Below are 14,979 nucleotides of genomic sequence, written 5' to 3'. Positions count from 1 at the left end.
TACCAAAACTTCCTACTTTTGCATCACTTTAAAACAACGAAGTAAATCATACAAATGGTTTCTTAGCTCAGTTGGTAGAGCAATGGATTGAAAATCCATGTGTCCCTGGTTCGATTCCTGGAGAAACCACAAACCGCCTTGAAAAAGGCGGTTTTTTATTCAGACTGTTTAAAAGTAATTTGCAGAATTTAATATTTATTATTATTTTTGCATCACTTCAAGTGAAGTACACATCAATGGTTTCTTAGCTCAGTTGGTAGAGCAATGGATTGAAAATCCATGTGTCCCTGGTTCGATTCCTGGAGAAACCACAAAACCGCCTCGAAAGGCGGTTTTTTTTGTTTAATCATGAGCGATGCTTATCAAAATTTAAAAACAGAGAACTGTTTTTAAGGAAAATTTCACTTTGGTTTACTCTAATGATTACGATAACAAGATCTTCAATTGGCAAAAACCCGCTCAGATTGTAAAAGACCTGAACTACTCAGAATTTTTTCTTTTTTCTTTTTTCTATATCATACGCATCTGCTCTTGTGCACAATAGCAGATGCGAGATATCAATATCCCAGATCCGCTCATTTTTATTAATAACAATCATCATATCGTTATCAAGATTAAACTCTTCAACAAAACAATAATAAAGTAAGCGGAAAAGCATTTTTACATTCCGATCTTCCTTCTGATGCAACTTAAAACAAAGATGTGTCATTCTATGATCTCTAAATTGTATAGGGATCATCTGATCCTCTCCATAAAACTGCATACCTGCTGTCCATCCGCTCATTCGTTTTACCCTTCCTTTATTTGAAATACTGTATTTACCTTCAAAACCGGGTAATGATTTCCAGTATTCATCGGGTCGGTCTTTCAGGGAAAGGTCGAAAACGGCAGGTAGATTTTTTTTACTGATTCCTGGTTTGCCCAGTTTTTGCCAAAGCGTATCGTTGAACAGTTTTTTTGAATTGACAACCGTTCTCACCTTAGGGACATAGGTTTTATTTCTTTCTGCCAGGATTTCAGAAGAAGATTTCAGCGTGAGTTTCGCAGCATCCATCTTCCATTGTGGATGACTTTCATTAACAATTATCAAAATTTTGTCATTAAGGTCAAACTTTTCAACAAAGCAGTAATAAACATATCTGCTAATTATAATATTATATCTTTTTCCATTACAGTTTAATCTGGTGTAAAAAATATATTTATTGGAATCGGAGACATGTACAAAGATCGAAATAATACGTTCCTTCAAAAAGATCATGCTTGAATTCCGTGTCCAGGTATTGAGCCGCTTTATCCTTCCTTTATTGGAAATGGTAAAATATCCTTCGACTTCGGGAATTGGCTTCCAAATTTCACCCGGAAGATCTTTTAACGATAAATTCATCAACGCCGGAGGATTGGTTTGATCAATTGCAGGCTGTCCGAGCCTTTCCCAAAGAGTTACATTGAGTACTTCTTCCTTTTTATTTTTAGATTCCGGTAAAAAATCTTTCTGAGTAGGCTGATAATCTTTTGCAAACCATAGAAATTCGCCTGATGTTATTCTTTTTTTATTGATCACATTGAAAATATAAACAGGAGAAATTTCTAAAGCTTTACTGGCCTCATAAATATTTTCATAATCTGCAACGAAGTCACCATCAACTGTGTATTGGCTGACTGCCTGCTGATAATTCCCCTTTTTGCCTCTGCCCATATTCAATACCTTACTGCGCAGTTTATTGACAGTTAACTTTTCAAGATTACTAAAATGCAAATTAAACTTATTTCCATCTATATTAGAGATAAGCAATGAATGATCGTCTAAGTCAAATTTCTCAACAAAATGATAGTAAACCAAACGCGCTACTGATTTTCCATAAGACTTTCCTTCACTGGATAAAAGACAATTCACAACGTAAAAATGACTGTTTAAATGTTTATTAAAATATTTAATGCCCTGAAGCTTCATAATTCTCTCAAATATTTTCTGACCTCCTCCCAACGAATTCGGAACCCAGCGTTCCAAACTTTTTACTCTCCCAAAATTAGAAATAGTATAATTTTCAAAATCTTTGATCATTTCCCATTTTTCACCGGGAAGATCTTCCAGAGAAAGATTGGCAAGTACTGTTCTTAAATATTCATTTTCTAATTCAACAGGTAATCTCATAAGTCAGAAATTTCTTTTTGATCACTTTAGTGTAATTCTGTAACGAATTTAAAACGAAAATTTGCGATATCAAAGATTACCTGCTGTTTTTTTATACACAATTTTAAATCTTTATTTAAAAAATATTTAAATTATTTACTTTTTGTTGATAAAATTATACACAAACAAAATTTTTTAAGAGAAAAATAATTTAGGTAAGCAATTTATAAGCTTTACAACAAGAGATGTATCCCTGATCAAAAACACTTACTCCTTTACGAGATGTCATTGTTTATTTTAACACTGTATCCGTTTACTTTAAATATTTTTAACAATTCTGATCAATCAAAATCAGTATCTTCGCTAATTAAAATTTTGAATTAAAAATGAAAAATATTATCTCCGGATTATTTATTTTTATCACTATACTCAGTTTTGCACAGGACGAAATTCAATTTCAGGAGATTCCATTTAAAGATCTGATTGCAAAAGCGAAAAAAGAAAACAAAATTCTGTTTATTGATGCCTATGCAGTCTGGTGCGGTCCCTGTAAAATGATGGAAAAAAACGTCTTCAATAAAAAATCTGTAGGTGATTTCTTCAACAAAAATTTCATCAATGCCAGAATCGATATGGAGAAAGGAGAAGGAAGGGAAATTGCCCGGAAATTCGGTGTACGTTCCTACCCTACCTATCTTTTCCTTAACGGGGGCGGGGAATTGGTATCACAGAATTACGGATATATGGAAGAGGGTATGTTTTTAACCATGGCACAGGACATCAATGCGCCGGGAAATAAGAAAGGCTCCCTAAAAGAACGCTTTGCAAAGGGTGAGAAAGACCGTGAATTTCTTATCAACATCATGAAACTCAACTCAAGTGCAGATTACGAATTTGCTAAACAGGCATCAGAACGATATTTCGAAAACAGAAAAAAAACAGATGAATTCACCAAAGAAGATGTTGGATTTTTACTCTACTTCTTAAAGTCGACGGAAGATCCGAATTATAAAATCTTTATCGCCCAAAAGTCAGATATCATAAAATATCTTCCTGAACAGAATTACATCGATTTCAATAACCAGCTTGTTTTAGCCAAAGTTGTGCAGGAATCGATCGATGAAAAAGCTAAAAAGATCAATGACGCCTATTTTCTAAAAACGGCAGAACCTTTGGTTGGTAAAGAAGCAGCTATGCTTAAGTTAAATCAGACCAAATTAGCCTATTACGAACAAAATTCCAATTTTCCGGAATATGAAAAAGCAGCTCTGAACTATTATCAAAATGCAGATTCTTTCGAGCCTAATGAGCTTCTGAAAGCTGCATGGATCTTTTCAGATCATGTAAAAACTACCTCTTCCTTAAAAAAAGCAGCTGAATGGGCGGAGAAATCTGTGATGCGCGGGGAAACTTCCGAAAACACTTATATCTTAGCTTCCATTTATTACCATTTAGGCAACCGTGATTTAGCACAAAACTTCGCTGAATTATCAAAAAGCATAGCTGAACAAGCCGGAAAAGACGCCAGTCTGGCCAATGAATTATTAAAAAAAATAAAATAAAGATACGGTTTGAAAAATAAAATTTTTATCACAGCCCTTACTTTACTTTCAGTCAATTTTATCAGCGCTCAGGACCAGATTCCGGAGAAGGAAAACGCTTTGCATCTGAAAGCAAATGCACTCTTTATTCCGATAGGAATTGTCAATGCAGGAATAGAATATCAGCTAAACTCAAAATATACGCTGCAGGGAGATGTGTTTATCTCACCCTGGAAATCATTTGCCGGTCACGAACTGCAATATTATTCAGCTTCACTAGAAGGAAGGTATTATTTCAAAAAAGCATTCAACGGCTGGTATTTGGGTGCCAATATATCAGCATCATCTTTTGTTCTCCAAAAATGGAATTACTGGAAACAATATACCTATATCAATGAAAATAACGAAACTTTCGAAAATTCAAATTTATACCAGAAAGGACATTCTGTTTTAGTGGGAATCACTGCCGGTTACCAATTCAGATTAGCTGACCGATGGACAATGGATCTGTATGCTACCGTTGGTACCTCCCAGGACTTTTACAAAGGATATGAACGTGGTACCGGAAGAAGATATGATCTTGCGAAAGATTACAACAAGAGCGGTGAAATTCTTCCGTACAGAGGCGGTGTCATGATCTCTTATAAACTGAAATAATATGAAATTACTGGGAAGAAACCATATCATCATCTCCATTATTACTTTTGCCATCCTTTTTCTTATGAATTACCTGGGAAATCAGGAAGCTGATAAGTTAGAGCGTGCATTGATGACAGCTGCTGCCGGAGTAATCGGGTTGTCCATCGGACTGTTTATTCTGAACAAAGGGAAAGACGACAAAAATCCGCCACAGCATTTTGACTGATAATGCAGGATAAAATATGAATAGTCAATTCAGCTTTGCCTGGTAAATTACATTAAACTTTAATGGGTATAAACAGCAATCAGCAATTGATAATTCACCTATTTCAGTCTCTGTAAATCATATATCTGCTTCTTATTTTTGAGAATTTTTCAAGATCGGATTTCCATGATAACCTGATTTCTTTTTCGGATTTCCCTGCAATAATCTGTTTTCTCAGTTCGTCACTGCCTGCTAATGTATCAAAAAATAGATTCTTCAAAAAGAAATTCAGCTCAGGGTTCCTGTAATTTTTATAGGCTTTAATCAGCCACTCCAAGTGAAGTTCCCTCAAATCCACTGTATAGGCTGAAAGATTTTCACCGTAACATAATTTTCCGTTCAGAAAAGGATCTTTTGCACCAAAATTAGGTTTAGGGGTAAACTGATAAGGAAGATCTTTCGTCCATGGCGAGCCATACACCTGAAAAGGCAAATCAGTACCTCTTCCCACAGAAACCTGTGTCCCTTCAAAAAAACACAAACTCGGATAAAGATTGATAGAACGGTCATTCGGCAGATTCGGAGAAGGTTTATCTAAAATGGTATACCGCTGTTTTTTATGGTATCCCTGCATTTCAATCACCTTATAATCTGCCTGTATTCCATTTTTCAGCCACTTTTCACCATTCACCATTTTTCCGTATTCCCCGATTGTCAGGCCATAGACCACCGGAACTTCATGCATCCCCACAAAACTCTCCCATTTTTTCTTCAGTACCGGACCGTCGATATATCCATCGTGCGGATTGGGTCTGTCCAGGACCAGGATCTCAACCTTATTTTCTGCTCCGGCCTCCATCAGATACGTCAGGGTGGAGATATAAGTATAAAATCTCACTCCGACATCCTGAATATCAAACAGAACAATGTCAAGCCCTTTTAACTGTTCCGGTTTCGGTTTCTTATTGGGTCCGTATAAGGAAATGATAGGAATCCCCGTTTTCACATCGACTCCGTTTTTTACTTTTTCACCTGCATCAGCCTCTCCTCTGAAACCATGCTCAGGGGCAAAGATTGTTTTAATCCTGATTCCGTTTTTCACGAGATAATCGACCACATGAGTCTTATCTTTCATGAGACCTGTCTGGTTGGTCACAATTCCGATGTTTTTTCCTTTAAGCAGCGGCAGATACAGCTCAGGCCGGTCTGCACCAGTCTTGAAATCGCCCTGATCGGCCATCTGAGAATAATAGGGACTGAATACTCCTAAAAAAATTAGGCAAATAAGAAGTAAAGTTTTAATTTTGAAATCTAAATTCATAAGCTTGAAATTTCCTATCTATTTCTCCAGAAAAATAGCGTTTTCCAAAGATAACAAAAATAACCTTTCACGGGTGATCATCTTCATTGGCAGACTGTCTGTTGCCTTGGGAATTATCGTCTCTTTGATCACCGTTTCCACTGGTTTCGGTTCTAAAAAAGCAATTAAGGAAAGGCTGGCTGATTTCAGTGGGCATATTACCGTAAAATCTACACGTTCAAATTCTTCTTACAACACTTCCATTCTCGACAATGAGGGATTGAACATTAAAAAACTGAAGGAACTTGAAGATGTTGAGAGTGTGCAGAAATATGCCATGGTAACAGGAATCATGCGTAATGAACACAGTTTTGCAGGAATTATCTATAAAGGAGTAGGAAAAGATTTTGACAGTTTACGATTCAAAAAATTCCTGATTGCAGGCAGAACTCCTCAGATCACAGAAAAAGGCTATAATAACGGCATTACGATCTCTGATAAGATCGCCAAAGATCTTCACCTGAAACTTAACGACAGCATTGTAACTGTTTTTGCCAAGGAAGATCAGAAACAGATCTACCGGAAATTCCGGGTGGTCGGAATCTACAAGACAGACATCAAGATGATTGATGACCAGTTTGTGATCGGAGACGTCAATCAGGTAAGAAAAATTCAGGATATGACGCCTGAGGATATCGGCGGAATTGATATATTCTTTAAAAATGTCAATGATATCGACAAAGATTCAGCTGAAATCGATAAAGTAATCGGCTATAAAAATTATGCTGAGAAAGCCACTGATAAATTCCCCCAGATCAATGACTGGATCAGTATCTTTGATGTCAACATTGCGCTGATCATTTCAATCATGCTGATTGTGGTGATCATCAATATTATCATGGTTCTCCTGATTCTGATCATTGAAAGGACCAATTCCATAGGGTTACTGAAAACGCTGGGAGCCACCAATTCCCAGATCCGGACTACTTTCATCAACTACACCCTGATCATTATGGTTCCCGGACTGCTCTATGGCAATGCTATCGGTCTCGGATTACTACTGATCCAGAAGTTTTTCGGAATCATTAAACTGAATCCTGAAAATTATTATGTCAGCACAGTACCTGTAGATCTGAATCCTTTGATCATTCTTTCAATCTCTGCCGGAATTCTACTGATTTCAGGATTAGCCCTGATCATCCCCAGCTACCTAATCAGCAAAATTTCTCCGGTAAAAGCAATCAAGTACAGTTAGAAGGAGAATAACGATGCGTTCATGGTCAATTCGCTGTCAATTATTTGAAAGTATTGGAATTCAACATTCCTACAGCAGTAAAGATCCCCTAATAATCTTATGATTCATTTAAGATAACCGCTGCCCCCGAACTCAATGGAAAGCCGTATCTTTGCCCCGCAGAAAAAGAAAAAGTATGAAATACGCAGAAAATATACTCGAAACCATTGGTAATACACCTCTCGTAAAGCTGAATAAAGTTTTGGGAGAAGATTTTCCGGCCCTGGTTCTGGCAAAGGTTGAAACTTTCAATCCCGGAAATTCGGTAAAAGACAGAATGGCGGTGAAGATGATTGAAGATGCTGAAAAAGACGGCAGACTGAAACCGGGAGGAACCATTATTGAAGGAACTTCAGGAAATACAGGAATGGGACTGGCTCTTGCCGCAATCATTAAAGGCTACAAATGTATTTTTGTAACCAACTCCAAGCAGTCTAAAGAAAAATGTGATATTCTCCGTGCAGTTGGTGCTGAAGTGATCGTATGTCCTACAGATGTAAAACCAACGGATCCGCGTTCTTATTATTCAGTTTCCAAAAGGCTGGCAAAAGAAACGGAAAACGGCTGGTATGTCAACCAATATGATAATCTTTCCAACAGAGCAGCCCATTATGAATCTACCGCTCCTGAAATCTGGGATCAGACAGACGGAGAACTGACCCATTTCTTAGTAGGAGCAGGCACAGGCGGTACCATTACCGGCTGCGGAATGTTTTTTAAAGAGAAAAATCCAGATATCAGGATTATTGGAGTGGATACTTACGGTTCAATTTTGAAAGAAATCCATGAAACGGGAGAGATCAATTTAGGAAATGCATACACATATATAACAGAAGGTATTGGTGAAGATATCCTTCCTGAAAACTATGATATGTCTGTCATTGATCATTTTGAAAAAGTCACTGATAAGGACGGTGCCATCTATGCAAGAAAACTGGCAAAAGAAGAAGGGATTTTCTGTGGATATTCTGCAGGAAGTGCAATGGCTGCTCTGGTTCAGATGAAAGATCAGTTTACAAAAGATGATGTCATTGTTGTTTTACTTCATGATCACGGCTCAAGATACGTAGGAAAAATCTACAATGATGAGTGGATGAAAGAGATGGGCTGGCTGGATTAAACGACAAAGTCAGTCAACGGTGAATTTGCTCTGTATGTCAGGGGTAAATTTTAATGATAAAACAAAAATCAGAGCCTCAGCTCTGATTTTTTTATTTCTGAATATTTTTTTCCACTGCCTGTTTCAGCATTTCAAAATCGGTATCCTGCATTGATTTTTTTGGAAACATGTAATTGAATTTCCCTTCTAAACCAATAAACTGATCACTGATCTCAGCAGCAGTAAACTCCGTCCAGAGGCTGGTTTCTTTCTTATCATTAAGATTTACTTTGAAAACTTTAGCATTAAACCGGATCTGGTATACCTCAGTATTCTCAAGAGTTTTAAGATACTGCACCACTTCTTTTCTCCATTTTGAAACTTTATTGATCGCTAAGGATAAGTACACCGAACAGAGAAGAAAAAGAAAACTGACGAAATATATAATTCCGAATTTCTCTTTGCTCAGATCATCTTTGAAGCAAAATAATACCAGCAAAATGGCAGCAACGACAACGGTAGTGATCAGTTTCCCTTTTACAGTAGGAGACCAGAATAAACTTCCCTGATTTCCGTTGAGATAGATCTCTTCGAAATCTTTTTTATCGATCTGTAAGTTGATAATTTTATCGTCGTTTATTCTCGCCATATCATGAATGTTACAGTTTACAAAACTAAATTAAATATCTTCAAATCGGTCACTAATTGCCGAAAGTTTATTCATCAGTTCGCGATTTTTCTTTTTCAGACCCTCCATTTTACGCAGCATCTGATGAATAACCTCCAGACCGGGAAGGTTAATTTCAAGGTCATAGTGCCAGTTGGTCAGTTTTTCAAACATTTGGAGATCTTCATACATCAGATAACGGATTTCGTTATCCGTCTGAATATTCAGTAAACCTGAATTGACCAGTTCATCAAAAAACGTAATCTCAATATTGTATATTTTTACGAGTTCTTCCCGTGATATTCTTTCGTCCATGATTTAAGAATTTTTAAGTTGTTCAAAAAGTTCTTTTTGCTTATCCGTAAGATTTGCCGGTAATTTCACTTCATAGGTTACAAACAAATCGCCGGACTCACCATCTTTTTTATAGACCGGAAAACCTTTTCCTTTCAGCCTGACGGTCATTCCGTTCTGGGTTTCAGGTTTCACTTTCAGATTTACAGTCCCCTCAAGAGTCTGTATTTTAACGTCTCCGCCTAATACTGCGGTATACAGATCGATACTGACTTTCGTTTTGAGGTCATCTCCTGCCCTCTCAAAATCCGGATCCGGAGTGATGGTAAATGTGATGTATAAATCCCCGTTCGGACCTCCGTTAAAACCGGGATTCCCGTGACCTTTGAGCCTGATCTGCTGACCGTCGTATACTCCCGAAGGAATGGTAATCCTTACTTTCTTTCCATTGATATCAAAAATCTGCTGTTGCGTTTTTGAAGCGTCTTTTAAACTCAGAGTCAGCTCGGCTTCCACATCCTGTCCCTTGAATTTTCCTGAAGCACTGCCCTGTGAACTTCTTCCGAAACCACCGCTTTCACCTCCGAACATACTCTGGAAAAAATCTGAAAAATCACCACCTTCTCCAAAATCTCCCCCGGAAAATCCGCCACTGCGATTTCCACCCTGATTCTGATACTGTCTTTGCTGTTGCTGTGCTTTTTCATATTCCTCCCCGTGCTTCCAGTTTTCACCGTATTTATCGTACTTAGCCCGGTTTTGCGGATTGCTGAGTACTTCATTGGCTTCATTCAGTTCCTTGAACTGTCTTTCAGCTTCTTTATCATCAGGGTTAAGGTCGGGATGCAGTTTTCTGGCCTGCCTGCGGTACGCTTTTTTGATATCGTCCTGCGTTGCGCTTTTGTCTACGCCTAAAATTTTATAATAATCGATATAAGCCATAGAAACGAATGTTTACTCAAATTTAAAAAAATTAAGGCAGACCTCCATTTAGAAATTGTTAAAAATAAATCTATCTTTGATACAATAAATGTATAAATTCACCTCTACTGATTCGGAAACCCTACACTGATCCAGAGAAGCTATATCATACGGCTTAAAAAAAAATACACACTTATGAAAAATGTTCTGAAAAATTACTCCGGGATTTTATTACTGCTTTTAGGAATTACCGTGGGAAGTATCATCGGTATTGTTGCTCCGCAGATTGTTGAGTACATCAAACCCCTTGGCGATATTTTCCTGAATCTGCTTTTTGTCAGTGTGGTTCCTCTGGTATTTTTTGCTGTTTCCAATTCTATTGCTTCCCTTGATCAGGAATCCCGGTTTGGGAAGATTATCATAGTCATGTCACTGACTTTTCTCTTTTTTATTCTGACTGCAGCCATTTTCACCATTGCAGCGGTCTATCTTTTTCCGGTATCATCCATTTCAGGAAGCACCGAAATTATTGCTGAAGCATCCAAAGAAGAAAACTGGGGTGACCGGATCGTAAGCTTTTTTACCGTAGGGGAATTTACAGAGCTGTTTTCCCGTAAAAATATGCTCGCTTTGCTGATCTTCGCTTTTCTTACCGGGTTCGCTGCCAGGAAATCCGGTGACAGCGGAAAACCTTTCAGAATCTTTATTGCATCGGGGTATGAAGTGATGAAAGAGCTTCTGCTGATGATCATGAAAATCGCGCCAATCGGCCTCGGAGCCTATTTTGCCTACCAGGTCGCTACACTGGGACCTCAGCTTTTTGGTTTTTACGCCAAACCCCTCGGCCTGTATTATATCGTCGGCATTATCTACTTCTTTGTATTCTTTTCACTTTACGCATTCATGGCCAACGGACTGAAAGGAATTAAAAGTTTCTGGAAAAATGCTGTCCTTCCCACACTTACCGCCTTGAGTACCTGCAGCAGCTTTGCCACCATGCCTACGAATCTGTTAGCGGCTTCAAAGATCGGCATCCCGTCATCGATTTCCAATCTGGTAATCCCTATCGGAACCACACTTCACAAGAACGGTTCTTCCATCTCATCGATTATTAAAATCTATGTTGCTTTCCAAATCATCGGCAGAGATTTTTTTGAGCCCTCCAACCTTTTGCTTGCTTTGGGAATAACTGTTTTTGTCAGCATTGTTGCCGGGGGAATTCCAAATGGCGGGTATATCGGCGAAATGCTCATGATCTCTGTGTACAGCCTTCCCCAGGAAGCGATACCTGCAGTTATTATCATCGGAACGCTGGTAGATCCCCTTGCAACGGTATTAAACGCTGTAGGTGATGTTGTGGCTGCGATGTTTGTTAATAGGTGGCTTCGAGAGCCTCAGCCACCGACGAGAGCCTCAGCCACCGACGAGAGCCTTAACTGAACGCTATTGAGGAGCTTTCTATTGTTATGAGGCTCAGTATTGTTAGCTGAGAGAATAGTGGCTTCGAGAGCCTCAGCCACCATTCGAGAGCCAGCTACAATTCGAGAGCCTCAGCCACCATTCGAGAGCCTCAGCCACGACGAGAGCCTTAGCCAACATTGAGAGCATTCGTCATCGTTAGGAGCCTCAGCCACCTGTAGAAAGCCTCAGCCGTCATCGAGAGCTTTCGCCATCGTCGAATGATTCGGATACAATTCGAGAGTCTTGGCAAATATTGAGAGATTCAGTTATCATTGAGAACCTCAGATACCATTCAGAGATTTAACTACCATTGAAAATTCAGCAATCGTTAAGAGCTCAGCTATTATTATCATTAAAAATTTAAAACACAAATATGAAATCAGGTTATATGTACATTTTATTATGTGCTGACGGATCATATTATACCGGAAGTACTGTCGATTTGAAAAGACGTTTGCAAGAGCATCAACAAGGCATAGGTGCCCGCCACACCTCCAGAAGGCTGCCGGTAAAATTGCTGTATTACGAAGAATACGACCATGTCGCTGATGCATTTTACAGAGAAAAACAAGTGCAGGGATGGAGCAGAAAAAAGAAGGAAGCTTTGATGAATGGTACGTATGATCTTCTTCCTGTTTTAGCTAAGGCGTACAGGGATTTGAGAGAATGAGTGGCTTCGAGAGCCTCAGCCACCATTCGAGGGCCTCAGCCACCATTCGAGAGATCTAGCCATCGTTGGGAACCCTAACAAATGTTGAGAGATTTAGTCACCATTAGAGAGATTAGCTACTATTGAGAGCCCTAACAAATGTTGAGAGATTTAGTCACCATTAGAGAGATTAGCTACTATTGAGAGCCCTTACAAATGTTGAGAGATTCAGGATAGATTCAGTCACCATTTGAGAGATTTAGCTATCATTGAAAGTTATCCAGTGTTATGAGGCTTAGCTATTATTAGCTGAGGGAATGGGTGGCTTCGAGAGCCTCAGCCACCATTCGAGAGACAGCCACCATTGAGTGCATTCATCGTCGTTAGGAGCCTCAGCCAACATTCCCGCCATTTACAATATTAATTACCAATTAGTTAGACTCAGCTATTTAGAGAGATTCAGCAATTATTGAGAGCTATCCAGTGTTCATGATGCTCAGCCATTATTAGTTGGAGCGTTAAAGGATTGAGAAATAAAAGGTAAACTAGGCTCTCAAATGGCAGCTTACGCTCTCTAATAGTGGTTGAGGCTTTCTAATGATAGTTTGTACTCTGGATGGTGGGCTGAGTATCTATACGCTTTAGATGGTGGCTGAGGCTTTATAATAGTAGCTTACGCTCTGGATGGTGGCTGAGGCTTTATAATAATAGCTTACACTCTGTAATGGTGGCTGAGGCTTTATAACGGTAGTTTGTATTCTAGATGGTGGCTGAGGCTCTCGAAGGATGGTGGCTGAGGCTCTCGATGGTGGCTGAGGCTCTCGAAGCCACCATTAGACCACTTTTATATGGCAACCAGTAAATATTTTGAGGATATCAGTATTGACAAAAAAAGCTCCGGAATTTTATTCCGGAGCTCCTGTTATGGTTGGTCGAGCAAATTATTTGTTGCTTAACTCAAATTTAGTCTTATCCTAAATATGGATATTTGTAATCTTTAGGAGAAACAAAAGTTTCTTTGATACTTCTCACGGAAGTCCATCTCAGAAGGTTCATCTTAGAACCTGCCTTGTCATTCGTTCCGGAAGCTCTTCCTCCGCCGAATGGCTGCTGTCCGACAACGGCACCCGTAGGTTTATCATTGATATAGAAATTCCCTGATGCGTTTTCCAGTGCTTTAAACGCCTCATCAGTTGCATAACGGTCTTGTGAAAATACAGACCCGGTAAGAGAATAAGGAGACGAAGAATCCACGATCGCAAGTGTTTCTGTCCAGTCTTTATCTTCATAAACGTACACTGATAAAATAGGTCCGAAGATTTCTTCGACCATACTTTCATACTGAGGATCAGTAGTCTCTATAACAGTTGGGCTTACAAACCAACCTTTGGAATCGTCACATTTTCCTCCGATAATCACTTTTGCATTGCTTGATGCCTCAGCTCTGTCAATATATCCTTTACATTTTTCGAATGAATTTTTATCAATGACCGCATTGACAAAGTTGGAAGGATCTTCAGGAGAACCGATCTTAATAGAACCGATCTGCGTTTCCATCACTTTCTTCACGTCTTCCCAGATCGATCTCGGAATGTAAGCTCTGGAAGCAGCAGAACATTTCTGTCCCTGGTATTCAAAAGAACCTCTTACGAGACCGGTTGCCACCGCTTCTACGTTGGCAGAAGGGTGAGCGATCACGAAATCTTTTCCCCCTGTTTCTCCGACGATTCTCGGATATGTTCTGTAGTTATGAATATTGTCACCGATCATTTTCCACATTCCCTGGAAAACTTTTGTGGAACCGGTAAAGTGAAGTCCTGCAAAATCTCTGTGTGCAAGCACTTTTTCTGCTGTTTCTTTTCCGTCCGTAAAAATCATGTTGATCACTCCGGCAGGAAGACCTGCTTCAGTTAATACATCCATAATTACTTTTGCGGAATAGATCTGCTTATCGGAAGGTTTCCAAACGACTACGTTACCAAGCATGGCCATACATGCCGGAAGGTTACCCGAAATTGCGGTAAAGTTGAACGGAGTAACTGCGAAAACAAATCCTTCTAAAGGTCTGTACTCTACCCTATTCCAGATTCCTGCGTCAGAAACCGGCTGTTCAGAATACATTTCGGTCATGAATTCTACATTGAATCTTAAGAAGTCAATAAATTCACAGGCAGCATCGATTTCTGCCTGGTGAACATTTTTAGACTGTCCGATCATTGTAGCGGCATTGATGACATCTCTGTAAGGTCCGGCTAAAAGATCGGCAGCTTTAAGGAAAATAGCTGCACGGTGCTCCCATCCAAGCTCGTTCCATTTTTTTTTGGCAGCTAAGGCAGCGTTGATGGCATCATCTACATGCTGCATGGTTCCTCTGTGGTAAAAACCGAAATCATGAGCATGATCCTGAGGAGACTGCAGCTGAACTTTATCGTCAGTTTTTACTTCTTTACCATTGATCACCATAGGGATCTCTATCTTCTGTGCCCACATTTTTTTGTACTGAGCGATGAGAGATTTTACTTCCGGAGAACCCGGTTCGTAAGAATTTACCGGTTCGTTGACTGCAAATGGTACTTGCGAAATTGCTTTTGACATATTACGTTGTATTATTTTATATAATTTGCTAATGATACAAATTTACAACATTTATTTGATGTCAATGATCAGTTTTGCATGACAAATGATCCGTTATTTAAGACGGGATTAAAAACTTTAACGTAAATCTGCATCGCCTATGTACAGTGAATTTTGAAATCGTTCTAAACCTCACAGCGAAGC

13 protein-coding genes and 2 tRNA genes are annotated in these 14,979 nt (G+C 39.0%); 9 read left to right on the top strand and 6 right to left on the bottom strand.

Annotation, left to right across the window (positions count from 1 at the left end; all coding sequences use genetic code 11):
- Positions 1-56 precede the first annotated feature (56 nt).
- Together AC2A07_RS13925 and AC2A07_RS13920 are read left to right on the top strand one after the other, a co-directional pair.
- Positions 57-129: transfer RNA gene (locus AC2A07_RS13925), tRNA-Phe, on the top strand.
- 109 nt (positions 130-238) lie between these two features.
- Positions 239-311: transfer RNA gene (locus AC2A07_RS13920), tRNA-Phe, on the top strand.
- A 173-nt stretch (positions 312-484) separates the two neighbouring features.
- Here AC2A07_RS13920 and AC2A07_RS13915 read toward each other — a convergent pair.
- Positions 485-2,152 (bottom strand): NUMOD4 domain-containing protein, encoded by a 1,668-nt coding sequence (locus tag AC2A07_RS13915; RefSeq protein ID WP_484050920.1) that lies wholly within the window; start codon positions 2,150-2,152, stop codon positions 485-487.
- 365 nt (positions 2,153-2,517) lie between these two features.
- Here AC2A07_RS13915 and AC2A07_RS13910 point away from each other — a divergent pair, with 365 nt between their 5' ends.
- Genes AC2A07_RS13910 through AC2A07_RS13900 form a run of 3 tightly spaced genes read left to right on the top strand, consistent with a single transcriptional unit; the run spans position 2,518 to position 4,537 of the window.
- Positions 2,518-3,693: a thioredoxin family protein gene (locus tag AC2A07_RS13910; protein ID WP_484050919.1), complete on the top strand. Its 1,176-nt coding sequence runs from the start codon at positions 2,518-2,520 to the stop codon at positions 3,691-3,693.
- A 9-nt stretch (positions 3,694-3,702) separates the two neighbouring features.
- A complete protein-coding gene (locus AC2A07_RS13905) occupies positions 3,703-4,329 on the top strand; it encodes a DUF3575 domain-containing protein (RefSeq protein ID WP_484050918.1) in 627 nt (208 codons plus the stop codon).
- Position 4,330: 1 nt separating this feature from the next.
- Entirely contained in the window at positions 4,331-4,537 is a 207-nt protein-coding gene (locus AC2A07_RS13900) for a hypothetical protein (RefSeq protein WP_484050917.1), read from the top strand.
- Between the two features lie 103 nt (positions 4,538-4,640).
- Here the strand turns inward: AC2A07_RS13900 and AC2A07_RS13895 are convergent, their stop codons facing one another.
- Complete coding sequence (locus AC2A07_RS13895; protein ID WP_484050916.1) at positions 4,641-5,837, bottom strand: exo-beta-N-acetylmuramidase NamZ family protein; 1,197 nt, start codon at positions 5,835-5,837, stop codon at positions 4,641-4,643.
- Between the two features lie 4 nt (positions 5,838-5,841).
- On the opposite strand from AC2A07_RS13895, the gene AC2A07_RS13890 reads away from it, so the two are divergent.
- Both AC2A07_RS13890 and AC2A07_RS13885 read left to right on the top strand, forming a co-directional pair.
- A complete protein-coding gene (locus AC2A07_RS13890; protein ID WP_484050915.1) occupies positions 5,842-7,071 on the top strand; it encodes an ABC transporter permease in 1,230 nt (409 codons plus the stop codon).
- Positions 7,072-7,246: 175 nt separating this feature from the next.
- On the top strand, positions 7,247-8,230 hold the full coding sequence (locus AC2A07_RS13885; protein WP_314497386.1) for a PLP-dependent cysteine synthase family protein: 984 nt from the start codon (positions 7,247-7,249) through the stop codon (positions 8,228-8,230).
- Between the two features lie 91 nt (positions 8,231-8,321).
- Here AC2A07_RS13885 and AC2A07_RS13880 read toward each other — a convergent pair whose 3' ends face one another.
- The 3 genes from AC2A07_RS13880 to AC2A07_RS13870 are packed head-to-tail and all read right to left on the bottom strand — an operon-like array spanning position 8,322 to position 10,112.
- A complete protein-coding gene (locus tag AC2A07_RS13880) occupies positions 8,322-8,858 on the bottom strand; it encodes a hypothetical protein (RefSeq protein ID WP_484050914.1) in 537 nt (178 codons plus the stop codon).
- Positions 8,859-8,888: 30 nt separating this feature from the next.
- Positions 8,889-9,191: a chaperone modulator CbpM gene (locus AC2A07_RS13875; protein ID WP_484050913.1), complete on the bottom strand. Its 303-nt coding sequence runs from the start codon at positions 9,189-9,191 to the stop codon at positions 8,889-8,891.
- A 3-nt stretch (positions 9,192-9,194) separates the two neighbouring features.
- Entirely contained in the window at positions 9,195-10,112 is a 918-nt protein-coding gene (locus AC2A07_RS13870) for a DnaJ C-terminal domain-containing protein (RefSeq protein ID WP_484050912.1), read from the bottom strand.
- Positions 10,113-10,286: 174 nt separating this feature from the next.
- On the opposite strand from AC2A07_RS13870, the gene AC2A07_RS13865 reads away from it, so the two are divergent.
- Together AC2A07_RS13865 and AC2A07_RS13860 are read left to right on the top strand one after the other, a co-directional pair.
- A complete protein-coding gene (locus AC2A07_RS13865) occupies positions 10,287-11,531 on the top strand; it encodes a dicarboxylate/amino acid:cation symporter (protein ID WP_484050911.1) in 1,245 nt (414 codons plus the stop codon).
- A gap of 409 nt (positions 11,532-11,940) precedes the next feature.
- The gene (locus tag AC2A07_RS13860; protein ID WP_484050910.1) at positions 11,941-12,222 is read left to right on the top strand and encodes a GIY-YIG nuclease family protein; all 282 of its coding nucleotides are present in this window, start codon (positions 11,941-11,943) and stop codon (positions 12,220-12,222) included.
- A 948-nt stretch (positions 12,223-13,170) separates the two neighbouring features.
- Here AC2A07_RS13860 and pruA read toward each other — a convergent pair.
- Positions 13,171-14,796: an L-glutamate gamma-semialdehyde dehydrogenase gene (gene pruA, locus AC2A07_RS13855; protein ID WP_484050909.1), complete on the bottom strand. Its 1,626-nt coding sequence runs from the start codon at positions 14,794-14,796 to the stop codon at positions 13,171-13,173.
- Positions 14,797-14,979: the final 183 nt, after the last annotated feature.

Source organism: Chryseobacterium sp. HNCC26DJ238, assembly GCF_057180465.1.
The sequence above is the reverse complement of the archived record's forward strand: the minus strand, read 5'-3'. Positions and strand labels throughout refer to the sequence as shown.

Bases quoted from the DNA above. Each gene is read 5' to 3' on its own strand.
- AC2A07_RS13915 (WP_484050920.1), bottom strand. From the start codon at position 2,152: ATGAGATTACCTGTTGAATTAGAAAATGAATATTTAAGAACAGTACTT.
- AC2A07_RS13910 (WP_484050919.1), top strand. From the start codon at position 2,518: ATGAAAAATATTATCTCCGGATTATTTATTTTTATCACTATACTCAGT.
- AC2A07_RS13900 (WP_484050917.1), top strand. From the start codon at position 4,331: ATGAAATTACTGGGAAGAAACCATATCATCATCTCCATTATTACTTTT.
- AC2A07_RS13895 (WP_484050916.1), bottom strand. From the start codon at position 5,837: ATGAATTTAGATTTCAAAATTAAAACTTTACTTCTTATTTGCCTAATT.
- AC2A07_RS13885 (WP_314497386.1), top strand. From the start codon at position 7,247: ATGAAATACGCAGAAAATATACTCGAAACCATTGGTAATACACCTCTC.
- AC2A07_RS13880 (WP_484050914.1), bottom strand. From the start codon at position 8,858: ATGGCGAGAATAAACGACGATAAAATTATCAACTTACAGATCGATAAA.
- AC2A07_RS13875 (WP_484050913.1), bottom strand. From the start codon at position 9,191: ATGGACGAAAGAATATCACGGGAAGAACTCGTAAAAATATACAATATT.
- AC2A07_RS13870 (WP_484050912.1), bottom strand. From the start codon at position 10,112: ATGGCTTATATCGATTATTATAAAATTTTAGGCGTAGACAAAAGCGCA.
- AC2A07_RS13865 (WP_484050911.1), top strand. From the start codon at position 10,287: ATGAAAAATGTTCTGAAAAATTACTCCGGGATTTTATTACTGCTTTTA.
- AC2A07_RS13860 (WP_484050910.1), top strand. From the start codon at position 11,941: ATGTACATTTTATTATGTGCTGACGGATCATATTATACCGGAAGTACT.
- pruA (WP_484050909.1), bottom strand. From the start codon at position 14,796: ATGTCAAAAGCAATTTCGCAAGTACCATTTGCAGTCAACGAACCGGTA.